Origin of the sequence: Nocardia sp. JW2, assembly GCF_051843015.1 — a bacterium.
Classification (GTDB): domain Bacteria; phylum Actinomycetota; class Actinomycetes; order Mycobacteriales; family Mycobacteriaceae; genus Nocardia; species Nocardia coubleae.
The window spans coordinates 444,226-458,026 of sequence record NZ_JBPXLK010000001.1 but is presented as its reverse complement, the minus strand read 5'-3'; the positions used below and the strand labels follow the sequence as shown (position 1 = coordinate 458,026).

Sequence of the window (13,801 nt, the reverse complement as noted above, 5' to 3'; positions counted from 1 at the left end):
ATTTCATAGGACAAGCGTACTGTTAGGCTCGTACGGCGAGGAAACCGGCATCTCACGGCGCCGGATCCCCCTCCGAAGACGCGAGCCGCCGGCACAGCCCCGCCGGCGGCACACCCTCACCAATGAGTGGAGCTGACGTGACGAAGAGTATCGATACCTTCGGCGCCAAAGGCACGCTCGAGGTCGGAAGCAACTCCTACGAGATCTTCCGTCTCTCGGCTGTTCCCGGCACCGAGAAGCTGCCCTACGCCCTGAAGGTGCTGGCGGAGAACCTGCTGCGCACCGAAGACGGCGCCAACATCACCGCCGATCACATCCGCGCGATCGCGAACTGGGACCCCTCGGCGCAGCCGAGCGTGGAGATCCAGTTCACCCCCGCGCGCGTGATCATGCAGGACTTCACCGGCGTGCCCTGCATCGTCGACCTGGCCACCATGCGTGAGGCCGTCACCACCCTCGGTGGCGACCCGAGCAAGGTCAACCCGCTCTCCCCCGCCGACATGGTCATCGACCACTCGGTGATCCTCGACGTCTTCGGCCGCGCCGACGCCCTCGAGCGCAACGTGGAACTCGAGTACGAGCGCAACGGCGAGCGTTACCAGTTCCTGCGCTGGGGCCAGGGCGCCTTCGACGACTTCAAGGTCGTCCCCCCGGGCATGGGCATCGTGCACCAGGTCAACATCGAGTACCTGGCGCCCACCGTCATGGTCCGCAACGGCCAGGCCTACCCCGACACCTGTGTGGGCACCGACTCGCACACCACCATGGTCAACGGCCTGGGTGTGCTCGGCTGGGGCGTCGGCGGCATCGAGGCCGAGGCCGCGATGCTCGGCCAGCCGGTCTCCATGCTCATCCCGCGCGTCGTCGGCTTCAAGCTCAGCGGTGAGATCAAGCCGGGCGTCACCGCCACCGACGTGGTGCTCACCGTCACCGACATGCTGCGCAAGCACGGTGTGGTCGGCAAGTTCGTCGAGTTCTACGGTGCGGGCGTGTCCGAGGTGCCCCTGGCCAACCGCGCCACCCTCGGCAACATGAGCCCCGAGTTCGGTTCCACCGCGGCGATCTTCCCGATCGACGAGGAGACCATCAACTACCTGCGCCTGACCGGCCGCACCGACGAGCAGCTCGCGCTCGTCGAGGCCTACGCCAAGGAACAGGGCATGTGGCACGACGCCGACAAGGAGCCGGCGTACTCGGAGTACCTGGAGCTGGACCTGAGCACCGTCGTGCCGTCCATCGCCGGTCCGAAGCGTCCGCAGGACCGCATCCTGCTCAGCGAGTCGAAGTCGGCGTTCCGCTCCGACATCGTCGACTACGTCGGCGACTACACCGCGCTCGACGAGGGTGTCGACGAGACCTTCCCGGCCTCCGATCCGGTCTCGGTCTCGGCCGACCACGCCGGTGACGCCTACACCCCCGCGCACTCGGCCGCCAACGGCGCCAAGGGCCGTCCGTCCAAGCCGGTGACGGTGCGCTCGGCCGAGCGTGGCGACTTCGTGCTCGACCACGGCGCCGTCGTCGTCGCGGGCATCACCTCCTGCACCAACACCTCCAACCCGTCGGTCATGCTCGGTGCCGCGCTGCTCGCCCGCAACGCGGTCGAGAAGGGCCTGTCGACCAAGCCGTGGGTGAAGACCAACATGGCGCCGGGTTCGCAGGTCGTCTCCGACTACTACGAGAAGGCCGGCCTGTGGCCCTACCTCGAGAAGCTCGGCTTCTACGTGGGTGGCTACGGCTGCACCACCTGCATCGGTAACACCGGCCCGCTGCCCGAGGAGATCTCGGCCGCGATCAACGACAACGACCTCTCGGTCACCGCCGTGCTGTCGGGTAACCGCAACTTCGAGGGTCGCATCTCCCCCGACGTGAAGATGAACTACCTGGCCTCCCCGCCGCTGGTCATCGCCTACGCGCTCGCGGGCACCATGGACTTCGACTTCGAGATCGACTCCCTCGGCAAGGATTCCGACGGCAACGACGTCTTCCTGCGCGACATCTGGCCCTCGGCCCAGGAGATCGACGACACCATCAAGTCCTCGATCAACCAGGACATGTTCCGCAACTCCTACGCCACCGTCTTCGACGGCGACGAGCGCTGGCAGAACCTGGCCACCCCGGAGGGCGACACCTTCGCGTGGGACGAGAACTCGACCTACGTCCGCAAGGCGCCGTACTTCGACGGCATGAAGATGGATCCCGACCCGGTCACCGACATCAAGGGCGCCCGCGTCCTCGCGCTGCTGGGCGACTCGGTCACCACCGACCACATCTCCCCGGCCGGTCCGATCAAGCCGGGCACCCCGGCCGCGCAGTACCTGGACTCGCACGGTGTGGCCCGCAAGGACTACAACTCGCTCGGCTCGCGGCGCGGTAACCACGAGGTCATGATCCGTGGCACCTTCGCCAACATCCGGCTGCGCAACCAGCTGCTCGACGACGTCTCGGGTGGTTACACCCGCGACTTCACCCAGGAAGGTGGCCCGCAGGCGTTCATCTACGACGCCTCGCAGAACTACCAGGCCGCGGGCATCCCGCTGGTCGTGCTCGGTGGCAAGGAATACGGTTCGGGCTCCTCGCGTGACTGGGCCGCCAAGGGCACCAGCCTGCTTGGCGTGAAGGCCGTCATCACCGAGTCATTCGAGCGCATCCACCGCTCGAACCTCATCGGTATGGGCGTTGTGCCGCTGCAGTTCCCGCAGGGCGAGTCGGCTCAGTCGCTCGGCCTGACCGGCACCGAGACCTTCGACATCGAGGGCATCACCGCCCTCAACGAGGGTGTCACCCCCAAGACCGTCAAGGTCACCGCCACCGCCGAAGACGGCAAGGTCACCACCTTCGACGCGGTCGTCCGCATCGACACCCCCGGTGAGGCCGACTACTACCGCAACGGCGGCATCCTGCAGTACGTGCTGCGCAACATGATCCGCGGCTAGTTGCCCGATCGGTGGCGCGGTGTCGAACGATGCCGCGCCACAAGGGCATCCGCTCGGATGCTCTTCGTGCTGTGAGTCCCCCGCCTCGGTGTTCCGGGGCGGGGGTCCGCATATGGCGTCACTGGAGGAATCATGCCCAAGGTCAGCGACGACCACCTCGCCGCCCGCCGCAGCCAGATCCTCGACGGTGCCCGGCGCTGCTTCGCCGAATTCGGCTACGAAGGCGCCACGGTGCGCCGTCTGGAAGAGGCCATCGGCATGTCCCGCGGCGCCATCTTCCACCATTTCCGGGACAAGGACGCCCTGTTCTTCGCCCTGGCCAAGGACGATGCCGAACGCATGGCCGAGGTCGCGGCCAACCAGGGCATCGTGCAGGTGATGCGCGATATGCTCGCCCGCCCCGAAGAATTCAACTGGCTGGGCACCCGCCTCGAGATCGCCCGCCGCGTGCGCACCGATCCCGATTTCCGCGCGGGCTGGACCCAGCGCTCGGCCGAACTCACCGCCGCCACCCTCGCCCGCTTGGAGCGCCGCAAGGCCGCGGGCGCGCTGCGCGACGACGTCCCCACCGACGTCCTGCTCGGCTATCTCGACCTGGTCCTCGACGGCCTGATCGCGCGCATCGCCTCCGGCCACACCGACGAAAACCTTTCCGCTGTACTGGATCTCGTCGAAGCATCCGTGCGGCGCAAGGAGGCCTGAGCTAGGCTCGACCCGGCCATGGAGTAGCTCAGTAGGTAGAGCGCCGACTTCCGCAGGACGGATGCCGCGGGTTCGATTCCCGCCTCCATGGCCACCCGAGCGCTCAGCGGGAAGACCGCGTACCTCCATCCCCCGGAGCGGGATCGGGTCCGCTCTCCCACTCTCCCAACAACTTTCGCGCGATCCTGTCGAGCGCAACCCGATCGTCGCGGTCCAGCACCGACAGCATGGCCGTCTCGTTCTCGGTGTGCGCGACGACGACCCGGTCGACCAGTTCTCGACCCTCCTCGGTGAGCGCCACCCGCACGGCCCGCCGATCCACCCGATCCGCGATGCGCCGCACCAGCCCCGCCGCCTCCAGCCGGTCGATCCGCCCGGTCATGCCCGCACGCGACAGCATCAGGGTGTCCGCGAGCACCGAGGGGTTGAGTTCGAACGGCGCACCCGAACGGCGAAGTGCGGCAAGCACATCGAACTCCCCGCGCTGCAACCCGTGCGCGGTGAACACGGATTCGATACGGGCCGTGGCGACGTTCAGCAGTCGGCCGAGCCTGCCGAACACCGCCATCGCCGCCAGGTCGAGGTCGGGGCGTTCGCGGTGCCACTGTGCGGCGATCACGTCTACGGCGTCGGCGGTCGATTCATCCATGGACAGGATTCTATTCGACGGGATATAGTTCGGTAGCGAATTATCAATCGACGAACGGAACCGTCATGAACACACGCGACATCGCCCTCTGCCTGCCCGAGGACGCCGAGACGCTGGGCACCGACCGCGTCCGCGTGCGGCTGCTCACCGATTCCGAGGCAAGCGACGGCACGGTGAGCACCGTGGAAGTGACCCTCGACCAGGGCGCCGACGGGGCCGCGCCGCACTATCACACCCGCTCCGACGAGCTGTTCTATGTCGCCGACGGCGAACTGCAGGCGATGGCGGGCGACCGCATCCTCACCGTCGGTGCGGGCGGATCGCTCGTCGTCCCCCGCCGGATGCCGCACGCCTTCGGCGCCACACCCGACAGCGGGGCCCGCATCCTCATCGCGCTGATGCCGGGCGTGCAGCGATTCGAGTACTTCCGCCTGCTCGACCGGCTCGCGAAGGGCACGGCGGATCACACCGAATTCCTCGCCGCCCAAGCGGAATTCGACAACTACTTCATCGACGCGCCCGCGTGGACAGCCGAACGAAACGCCCAGCGCCGCTGACCTATACGTGGGTGACGCGAATGTGGCCGAGGTTGCACCGGAATCGGGAACATTCCGCGCGAAAGCGCCGGTTGTACGCTGTATGACGTTCTCGGTACCGGTCCTCGTCCGCGGCTACGAGCTCGACACCCAAGGCCACCTGAACCACGCCGTCTACCACCAGTACGGCGAGCACGCGCGCTGGGAACTGCTGCGCGCGGCGGGCATCCCGCAGGACAAGTTCATCGCCAGCGGCATCGGCGCGGTGGTGCTCGAGTCGACGATCAAGTACAAGCGCGAACTGCGCGGCGGCGACGAGGTCACCGTGACCTGCGCCTTCGACTGGCGCGACGGCGAGAAGGTGTTCCGCTTCCACCACCAGATCATCAAACTCGACGGCACGGTCGCCGCCGAGATCACCGTCACCGCGGGCGCGATGGACCTGACCACCCGCCGACTCGTCCCCGACCCCGCGGGCCACTTCCGCTCCCTCGCCGAGAACCCCGAAATCCTCGGGCTGTGACATAGCGGCTGGCGCCGCGGGTTCTCGGCCCGGGGGCCTCGATCTTCCCTCCCGGCGGGCACTCCTTCGTCGCACCCTCTGGTCGATCCAGATCGAGGCGGCCGAGAACCAGACTGCGTGATCGACTGCGGACGGCGCGGTAGGCATCGACCGGCAACTTCGCCGGGGTGCCTGTCGCGCCGTTGCTGTTTTCGTTTGCTGATCGATTGCCCGCGTCGGGGACCTGCGCGCACTACGGTTGCCCGAAATTCTCGTCCTGCTAGGCGATCACGCGCCGCTCGGCGGTTTGCCCGGCGCTCCGTAAATCTCGCGAACACCCTCGGTGAAAGGTTCGCTCACGTTATGATCCGAAGCGCCTAGAGGGGTTCTGGCAAATCGCGAGCAGACGAGAAGATCGGAGTGAGTGCCCATGACCGACGCCATCCACCTCCCCGCTACCGCGTCGTCCCGAAGCCGGGGCCCCGCCTTGCGCGGACAGCTGGTGGCCGAGTCCGAGCGCGATGTCTCGGTCCGCGTCGACGGCGGGACCTGGACCTTCGATCGCCGCGATATCCTGCGGCTCACCGAGGAACGCGCGGCGGAGGGGCGGCAGGTGCAGGTCGACATCCGGCCCGGCGCCACCGCGGATTTCACCCGCCGGATGCGCGTGGAACTCGTCGAACGACCCATCACGCTGGCCCCGGCACCGTCGGAGGCTCTCGGCGACGAGCAACTCGCCGAAGCCACCCGCAGCTGGGCGGCGAAACTGCGGATCGCCGAGCGTGGCGGTACCTCCGGGGCGACGTTCACCTTCCACGACGGCATCAACTGCGACAGTCTCGACTGAAACGGCCGATACAGTCATGGAACGCGCGACCGACGCGGTGCTCATCGTCTCCGAAACCGACGACCTGCACGCCGACGCACTGGCCGTCACGTTGCGCGAGCACCACCGTCTCGATCCCATCCGGCTCGACCTGCGCGACTTCCCTTCCGAGACCGGCAGTTTCCGTCTCGACAAGGCCGGAACGAATCGGGCGTTGTCGCATGTGCACGGCCTGGACGACGTGCGCGCGGTGTGGTGGCGCAGGCCGCACCCGTGCCGCGTCCCGCACGGCGTGCGCGCCGCCGACGACGAATTCCGTCAGGCCGAATGCGACGGTTTCCTGCAGGGGATGCTGTGGTCGATCCCGGCCTACTGGGTGAACGACCCGGCCGCCGAACGCACCGCGAGCCGCAAGATCGTGCAGCTCGAAACGGCACACCGGGCCGGTTTCGCCGTCCCGGAAACACTCGTCACCAACGACCCGGACGAAGCCCGCAGTTTCGTCGAATCCCGTTCGGTGCCCGTGGTTTACAAACGCACCGGCACGGGCCGTGGCGAGTTCTCCGAGACACGCATCATCACCCGGCCCGAGCTGGGCCGGCTCACCTCGATCCGTTCGACGCCGACGACCTTCCAGGACTACGTGGACGCCACCTGCGATCTGCGGGTGGTGTGGGTCGACGGCGTCGAATGGGCGGTGCGCATCGATTCACAGGCGGGTGTCGGCCGGGTCGATTCGCGGCTCGACACCTCGGTGGCGTTCGCCCCCGACCGGCTGCCCGCCTCGGTGAGCAAGTCGCTGGCCACCCTGATGGGCGCGCTCGGCCTGAGTTTCGGCGTGGTCGACCTGCGCTTGGGCGTCGACGGCGAGTACTACTTCCTCGAGGTGAATCCGCAGGGCCAGTTCGCCTACCTGGAGATCAAGACGGGGCTACCCCTGTTCACCAGCCTGGCGAATCTGCTGGTGCAGGGTGACGGGGCGGTACCCGGCTGGTGATCAATCGGCCGGATTCTTCCTACGGTTGGCGCCGCCGCGGCCGCGCAGCTCGACATGCGATTCGACCAGCACATTGTGAATGAAGCCGTACGAGCGGCCGGTCGCCCTGGCCAGGGAGCGGATGCTGGCACCCGCCTCGTACTGCTTCTTCAGCTGGGACTGCAACCTGTCACGGGACTTGCCCGTGACCCGGGTGCCCTTCCCCAGCGCGGTCTTGCCTGTCGATGTTGCCTTGGCCGATCGAGCGGCCTGTCTCGCACTGTCGCTCATGGCTTCCTCCGAGTCGCCGAGCAGCTCATTCCAGGCTAGACACTCCGCACCCGGTGATCAACGAAAAACAGTGACGAACCTCACGAAAACCCCGCGAGTTCTCTCGCGACACACCGATCTCTGTGCCGAAGGCCGGTTCTGCTCAGGCGAGATCGATGAGTTCGGCGTACTCGGCCGACCAGTGGTCCTCGGTGCCGTCGGGCAGCAGGATCACCCGCTCCGGGTTCAGCGCCTCGGCCGCGCCCGGGTCGTGGGTCACCAGCACCACCGCGCCCGCGTAGGTGCGCAGCGCGTCGAGGACCTGTTCACGCGAGACCGGGTCGAGGTTGTTGGTCGGCTCGTCGAGCAGCAGCACATTGGCCGCCGAGGAGACGAGACCGGCCAGCGCAAGACGGGTCTTCTCACCACCGGACAGGGTGCCCGCCGGCTGCTCGAGCTGCGGGCCGCTGAACATGAAGGCGCCGAGCAGACTTCGCAGTTCCTGTTCGCCCGCGTCCGGGGAGGCGTGGCGGATGTTCTCCCACACCGTCGCCTGGTCGTCGAGGGTGTCGTGTTCCTGGGCGAAGTAGCCGACCTTGAGACCACGGCCCTGTTCGACACCTCCGGCGGTCGGCGTCTCCACCCCGGCGAGCAGTTTCAGCATGGTCGTCTTACCGGCACCGTTGAGGCCCAGCACCACGACGCGAGATCCCTTGTCCACGGCGAAGTTCACGCCGGTGAAGATCTCGAGCGAACCGTAGAGCTTGGTCAGGTCCTTGACCATGAGCGGAGTCTTGCTGCACGGCGCGGGTTCGGGGAACCGGATGCGGGCCACCTTGTCGGCCACGCGCACGTCGTCGAGTTCGGAGATCAACCGCTCGGCGCGACGCACCATCTGGTGTGCCGCAGCGGCTTTGGTGGCCTTGGCGCCGAGCTTGGCGGCCTGCTGACGCAGCGCGCTCGCCTTCTTCTCCGCGTTGGCGCGCTCGCGGACGCGGCGCTGCTCGTCGGTGGCGCGGGCGTCGAGGTACTTCTTCCAGCCCATGTTGTACACGTCGGGCTCACCGCGCACGGCGTCGAGGAACCACACCTTGTTCACCACGGCGTCGAGCAGGTCCACGTCGTGGCTGATGACGATCAGGCCGCCGTCGTGGTTCTGCAGGAATCCGCGCAGCCAGGTGATGGAGTCGGCGTCGAGGTGGTTGGTCGGCTCGTCGAGCAGCAGGATGCGGTCGGAGCGGCCGCCGCTGCCGTCGGAGGCGGAGAACAGGATGCGGGCCAGCTCGATGCGGCGGCGCTGACCACCGGAGAGGGTGCGCAGCTGCTGGTCGAGGATCCGGTCGGGCAGGCCGAGGCTGTTGCAGATGCGCGCGGCCTCGCTCTCGGCGACGTAGCCGCCGAGGGAGGAGAACTGGTCTTCCAGGCGCCCGTACTTGCGGATGGCCTTCTCGCGTTCGGCGTCGTCGGCGACCTCGGCCATCCGCAGCTGCTGCTTTTCCATGTCGCGGATCAGCGCGTCGAGACCGCGGGCCGACAGCACCCGGTCGCGGGCGATCACGTCGAGATCGCCCTCCTTGGGATCCTGCGGCAGGTAACCGATCTCGCTGGAGCGCGTGATCTTCCCGGCGTAGGGCTCGCCCTCACCCGCGAGGATGCGCAGGGTGGTGGTCTTGCCCGCGCCGTTGCGCCCGACCAGTCCGATCCGGTCGCCGGACTGCACCCGCAGCGCCGGCCCGGGGGCCGAGAGCAGGGTGCGGACTCCGGCCCGGACCTCCAGGTCGGTCGCCGTGATCACAGAGCTTCTCCTCGATGTCGAAAGCAGATGGTCGCCGAACCGTCTCCATGGTGCACCGACGGTTCCGGCAAGAACCACTTATTTTACCGCCCCGCCGTCGGCACCTCGAACCTGGCGCCGACGGATGTGAGCGTGGTTACTCTCGTCGCATGACTACCGATCTAGTTGGCCGTACCGCTCTCGTCACCGGCGCCAGCCGGGGCATCGGCTTGGCGACGGCCGCCGAACTGCTGCGCGCGGGCGCGAATGTGCTGATCACCGCCCGCAAACCCGAACCGCTGGAAGTCGCCGCGCAGGAGTTGCGCGCCCTCGGGCACAAGGGTCAGGTGAGCACCGTCGCGGGCAACTCCGGTGACGCCGACGCGCGAGCCGAGGCCGTGTCCCGGGCGGTCACCGAGTTCGGTTCGCTCGACATCCTGATCAACAACACCGGGATCAACCCGGTGTTCGGTCCGCTGATGGACGCCGATCTCGGTGCGGTGAGCAAGATCTTCGACGTGAACGTCGTGGCCGCGCTCGGCTATGTCCAGCAGGCCTACAAGGCGTGGATGGCTGAGCACGGCGGTGCGGTGGTGAACGTGGCGAGCGTGGCCGGTATCCGCTCCTCGGGGGTGATCTCGGCCTACGGCGCCTCCAAGGCGGCGCTGATCCGGCTCACCGAGGAGCTGGCGTGGCAGCTCGGCCCGAACATCCGGGTGAACGCGGTCGCGCCCGGTGTGGTGAAGACCAAGTTCGCCGACGCCCTGTTCTCCGCCGACGAGGAACGGGCGGCGAGCGTGTATCCGATGAAGCGCCTGGGCTCCCCCGAGGACGTGGCGCGCCTGATCACCTTCCTGGTGTCGGACGAGGCGTCCTGGATCACCGGCGACTGTGTCCGCGTCGACGGCGGGTTGCTGGCCACCGGCGGCATCTGAACCGAGGGCGGGGCGCACGGGCCCCGCCCTGCTCAGTCCTCGCGGGCGCCCGCCAGCGCCTCGTCGCCCTTGGTCGCGACGCGCCTGCTCTGCTCGGTATGCGCCGACGACTCCTCCCCCTTCGCGGCGGCACGTTCGGCCTCGACGCGGGCGAGCGGGTCGTCGACTTTGGCGGCAGCGCGTTCGGCCTCGGCCCGGGCGAGCGGGTCGATCACCTCGACGGTCGGCTTTCCGGTGACGCCCAGCGGATCACGCACCGGCAGATTCGCGCGTGCGCCACCCTCGTCGAGACCCCACCGGTCGTGCAGCCTGCGCAGGAAATCCGGTGCGTACCAGTTGGCCTCGCCGAGCACCTTCATCGCCGCCGGCAGCAGGAATCCGCGGACCAGGGTGGCGTCCACGATCACCGCCAGCGGCAAACCGATGCCGAACGCCTTCATGAACGTGATGTCGGAGGCCAGGAAGCCGAGGAAGACCAGCGAGATCAGGATGGCGGCCGCGGTGACGATGCGCCCGATCCGTTCCAGGCCGAGCGCGACGGCCGCCTCGTTCTTGCCGGTGCGGTCGTACTCCTCACGGATGCGCGAGAGCAGGAACACCTGGTAGTCCATCGCCAGGCCGAACGCGGCGGCGAACAGCATCACCGGAACGGTGGCCGAGAGGTCACCGGTGACGGTGAAGCCGAGCACCCCCGACAGATGCCCGTCCTGGAAGATCCAGACCAGCGCACCGAAGGTGGCGGTGAGACTGAGCGCGCTGAGGACCACCGCGAGCACCGGGAGCACCACACTGCCGGTGAGCAGGAACAGCACGATCAGCATCAGGATCACCACGAAAGCGAGCGCCCACGGCAGGGCGTCTTCGATGGCGTTCACCGAGTCGACATTGGCCGCCGCGACCCCGCCGATCAGGATCTCGCTCGGAACCTCCTGGGCGCGAAGCTGTTCCACCAGAGTGCCGAGTTCGTGGCTGTCACCGGTGGACGGGACGATCGACAGGTAGGCGGCCCGCTCGGCCCGGAAGCGGGCATTGAGCGCGGTCGGTTCGGCCAGCCGCCCGCCCTGGGCATAGCTGCCGGTCGCGGTGTCGACGCGGCGCACATTGTCCAGATCCGACATCGTGCGGGCGATGGCGTCCAATCCCTCGGCGCTGTAGGCACTATCGGGCAGGACCGCGACCAGGGTGTCCTGGTCGCTGTCGCCGAAGTCGCGCTGCACGGTCTCGGCGACCTGCCGCGAATTCATCGACGGGGGCAGCACCCGTTCGTCCGGGAAGCCGAGTTTCACCCCGAGGAACGGGGTGCCCAGCAGCAACAGCACCGCGGCGACGGCGAGCCCGATCGGGATCGGTTTGCCCATGACGGCGGTGGCCAGTTTGTGCCAGGCGCCCTCACCCGGTGCGGGCCGTGGCGCACGCAGGAACCACCAGCCGAGCTGACCGCGGTCGATATTGGTGCCGAGCAGCAGCAGGATCGCGGGCAGCACGGTCAGCGAGACCAGGGCGGCCAGGCCCGCGACGATCACGCCCGCGTACCCCATCGACCGGATGGCCAGCAGCGGGAAGAACACCAGACCGGCCAGCGCCACCGCGACGGTGAGCGCCGAGAACGCGACGGTGCGGCCCGCCGTGCGCAGGGTGGCGCGCACGGCGTCGGCCGGGGCGCGGCCCTCGGTGAGTTCGTCGCGGTAGCGGTTGACGATCAGCAGGCTGTAGTCGATGGCCAGGCCGAGCCCGAGCAGGGTCGCCACATTGGTCGCGGTCACCGCGAGCGGGGTGAACACCGCGAGCAACCACAGCGTGCCCATCGTCATCAGCACGGTGACCACGGCGACCAGCAGCGGCAGGCTCGCCGCGACCAGCCCACCGAACACGAACAGCAGCGCCAGCAGCGTGAGCGGGAACGCGATGGCCTCGCCCTTGACGATGTCGGTCTTGCTCTGTTCGACGGTCTCGTGCATGAGCATCGCGAAACCGCCCACGCGGACCCGCAGTTCGCCCTGGGTGCCCGCGAGGTCGTCGGCGACGGCGGCGACCCGTTCGTCGATCTCACGTTCGCTGCCGAGGACCGTGGCCACGATCAGGCCCTGTTTGTTGTCGAGGCTGCGCAGCGCGGGCTGGTGGGTCGTCCAGTAGGACAACACGTCGGTGATACCGGCGCGTTCCTGCAGGTTGGCGACGAGCGCTGTCGCGGCGGCGGTGGACTCGGGGTCGTCGACCGAGTCCTCGGTTTCCACCAGCAGGACCAGATTCGGTGGGCCCTGGCCGAATTCGTCACGTAGCACGTCGAGCGCCCGGCTGGACTCGCTGCCGCTGTCGGTGTAACCGCCGCCCTCCACCCGGTCGAACAGCGTCGCGCCGAGTGCTCCGAGCACCAGCGCGAGCACCGCGAAAACACCGAGCACCCAGCGGCCACGCCGCTTGGTGAATTCGAACACCGGTATACCCCTGTCTCGTCGAGCAACACTGCGGCACGCATCTCGACGTGCGGTATTCGGTGTCACCCGGTCGGCCCGCCTCGTCGGCCCGATCCTGCTGGCGGGTCGGCGCGTTCGCCCGGCGATGTTAGCAACCCCGCGACGTTCGCGCCGTCGCTCCGATATCCCCGTTACCGCTGTCGCTCAGCCGAGTCCGAGCGAGGAGGTCGCCAGGGTGCGCCGGACCCGAGGCGGAAGGCCTGCGAACAGGGTGGCCATCGCGGCGAGGGTGCCGGTCAGGTCGTCGTGGCCGGAGAGGTACGAGCGCTGCCTGGCCGCTGGGAGATCGAAGAACGCCTCGAAGAAGACCGGTACGTCGCGGGGCGGGAGGGCCAGCAGCGACCGTAGTCCGGCCCGGCGCAGGGCCGCGACAGCGCGTGCGCGTGCGGGCCACAACCGGTTGCCCTCGACGACGGTGTCGGCGGCGGCGAGCGAGGCGGCGACGCTGTATCCGGTGGCGGGGTGGATCAGACCGCCCGCGGCTCCGAACCGGCCGCCGCCGGGCTTGCCGCCTTCCACCGGGAACCGGACCCGCTCAACCGGTTCCGTGCCGTCGAGTTCGATGCCGCGTTGCCGGAGCCGGTGTTCCAGTCGGGTGCGCAGCAGTTCGGGTGTCAGTGCCGGGCGCCCGGCAAGGCATGTCTCCTCGAACAGCATCCGGCCCTTGGCCACCGGCACCGTGTAGAGAAACGACCGGGGTTCGTCGGGTCCGGCGCCGTTGTCGAGCCGCCAGTCCATGAACACGCAGGGCTCGTCCGCTTCGACGACCACCCCGTAGGCGGTCTGTTCGGCCCGCTCCGGTGCGCGCCCGACTCCCCGCGCGTCGATCACCCGGCCGTGGAAGACTTGCCCACCCGCCGTCCGTACCGAGCCCACTCGCGCGTCCACCTGGGTGACCCGGTCCGCGATCACCCGGACCCCGTCCACCGCCAAGGCGTTCTGCAACCGCGGCGTATCGAACACCCGGTACTCCCGCTCGATCCGGTGCTCCCCCATCGCCCACACCGTCGGTTCCACTCCGTCCCCGGCGAAAACCTCGTCCCCCACCCACTCCGGAAGCTCGTCCGCCCACGCCGCGTACGTCGCCGTCCACGTCCGCTCCGGACGAGGATCGATCGCCACCACCGACAAACCCCGCACGGCCGCCCGGTGGGCCACGGCCCTGCCCGCGGGCCCCAACCCACAAACGATCAACTCAGCGCGCACGCCCACAATTTGACCAGA

The 13,801-nt window shown here is 68.4% G+C and carries 12 protein-coding genes and 1 tRNA gene; 8 read left to right on the top strand and 5 right to left on the bottom strand.

Annotated elements, in window-relative coordinates:
- Positions 1 to 137 precede the first annotated feature (137 nt).
- The 3 genes from acnA (at position 138) to ACSVDM_RS02095 (ending at position 3,729) form a co-directional block, all read left to right on the top strand.
- Complete coding sequence (gene acnA / locus ACSVDM_RS02105) at positions 138 to 2,933, top strand: aconitate hydratase AcnA (protein WP_439262301.1); 2,796 nt, start codon at positions 138 to 140, stop codon at positions 2,931 to 2,933.
- A 132-nt stretch (positions 2,934 to 3,065) separates the two neighbouring features.
- Positions 3,066 to 3,635 (top strand): helix-turn-helix domain-containing protein, encoded by a 570-nt coding sequence (locus ACSVDM_RS02100; protein WP_439262299.1) that lies wholly within the window; start codon positions 3,066 to 3,068, stop codon positions 3,633 to 3,635.
- Between the two features lie 17 nt (positions 3,636 to 3,652).
- Positions 3,653 to 3,729, top strand: a tRNA-OTHER gene (locus tag ACSVDM_RS02095).
- A 9-nt stretch (positions 3,730 to 3,738) separates the two neighbouring features.
- Here ACSVDM_RS02095 and ACSVDM_RS02090 read toward each other — a convergent pair.
- Positions 3,739 to 4,284: a MarR family winged helix-turn-helix transcriptional regulator gene (locus ACSVDM_RS02090; RefSeq protein WP_439262298.1), complete on the bottom strand. Its 546-nt coding sequence runs from the start codon at positions 4,282 to 4,284 to the stop codon at positions 3,739 to 3,741.
- A 65-nt stretch (positions 4,285 to 4,349) separates the two neighbouring features.
- Here ACSVDM_RS02090 and ACSVDM_RS02085 point away from each other — a divergent pair, with 65 nt between their 5' ends.
- The 4 genes from ACSVDM_RS02085 to ACSVDM_RS02070 all read left to right on the top strand — a co-directional run bounded on the left by ACSVDM_RS02085 (position 4,350) and on the right by ACSVDM_RS02070 (position 7,145).
- The gene (locus tag ACSVDM_RS02085) at positions 4,350 to 4,841 is read left to right on the top strand and encodes a cupin domain-containing protein (protein ID WP_439262297.1); all 492 of its coding nucleotides are present in this window, start codon (positions 4,350 to 4,352) and stop codon (positions 4,839 to 4,841) included.
- An 82-nt stretch (positions 4,842 to 4,923) separates the two neighbouring features.
- Positions 4,924 to 5,343 carry an acyl-CoA thioesterase gene (locus tag ACSVDM_RS02080; protein ID WP_439262295.1) on the top strand — a complete coding sequence of 140 codons (420 nt, stop codon included), beginning with the start codon at positions 4,924 to 4,926 and terminating at the stop codon, positions 5,341 to 5,343.
- 409 nt (positions 5,344 to 5,752) lie between these two features.
- On the top strand, positions 5,753 to 6,169 hold the full coding sequence (locus ACSVDM_RS02075) for a hypothetical protein (protein WP_067635980.1): 417 nt from the start codon (positions 5,753 to 5,755) through the stop codon (positions 6,167 to 6,169).
- A 16-nt stretch (positions 6,170 to 6,185) separates the two neighbouring features.
- The gene (locus ACSVDM_RS02070; protein WP_357146153.1) at positions 6,186 to 7,145 is read left to right on the top strand and encodes a hypothetical protein; all 960 of its coding nucleotides are present in this window, start codon (positions 6,186 to 6,188) and stop codon (positions 7,143 to 7,145) included.
- On the opposite strand, the gene ACSVDM_RS02065 is transcribed toward ACSVDM_RS02070, so the two are convergent.
- Positions 7,146 to 7,415: a helix-turn-helix domain-containing protein gene (locus ACSVDM_RS02065; protein ID WP_084456389.1), complete on the bottom strand. Its 270-nt coding sequence runs from the start codon at positions 7,413 to 7,415 to the stop codon at positions 7,146 to 7,148. It abuts the gene before it with no gap.
- A gap of 142 nt (positions 7,416 to 7,557) precedes the next feature.
- On the bottom strand, positions 7,558 to 9,189 hold the full coding sequence (locus ACSVDM_RS02060; protein ID WP_067493732.1) for an ABC-F family ATP-binding cassette domain-containing protein: 1,632 nt from the start codon (positions 9,187 to 9,189) through the stop codon (positions 7,558 to 7,560).
- Positions 9,190 to 9,338: 149 nt separating this feature from the next.
- Between ACSVDM_RS02060 and ACSVDM_RS02055 the strand changes: the two genes are divergently transcribed.
- The gene (locus ACSVDM_RS02055; RefSeq protein ID WP_439262292.1) at positions 9,339 to 10,103 is read left to right on the top strand and encodes an SDR family oxidoreductase; all 765 of its coding nucleotides are present in this window, start codon (positions 9,339 to 9,341) and stop codon (positions 10,101 to 10,103) included.
- 32 nt (positions 10,104 to 10,135) lie between these two features.
- On the opposite strand, the gene ACSVDM_RS02050 is transcribed toward ACSVDM_RS02055, so the two are convergent.
- Both ACSVDM_RS02050 and ACSVDM_RS02045 read right to left on the bottom strand, forming a co-directional pair.
- The gene (locus ACSVDM_RS02050) at positions 10,136 to 12,538 is read right to left on the bottom strand and encodes an MMPL family transporter (RefSeq protein WP_439262290.1); all 2,403 of its coding nucleotides are present in this window, start codon (positions 12,536 to 12,538) and stop codon (positions 10,136 to 10,138) included.
- A gap of 183 nt (positions 12,539 to 12,721) precedes the next feature.
- Positions 12,722 to 13,792 carry a lycopene cyclase family protein gene (locus ACSVDM_RS02045; RefSeq protein ID WP_439262662.1) on the bottom strand — a complete coding sequence of 357 codons (1,071 nt, stop codon included), beginning with the start codon at positions 13,790 to 13,792 and terminating at the stop codon, positions 12,722 to 12,724.
- Positions 13,793 to 13,801: the final 9 nt, after the last annotated feature.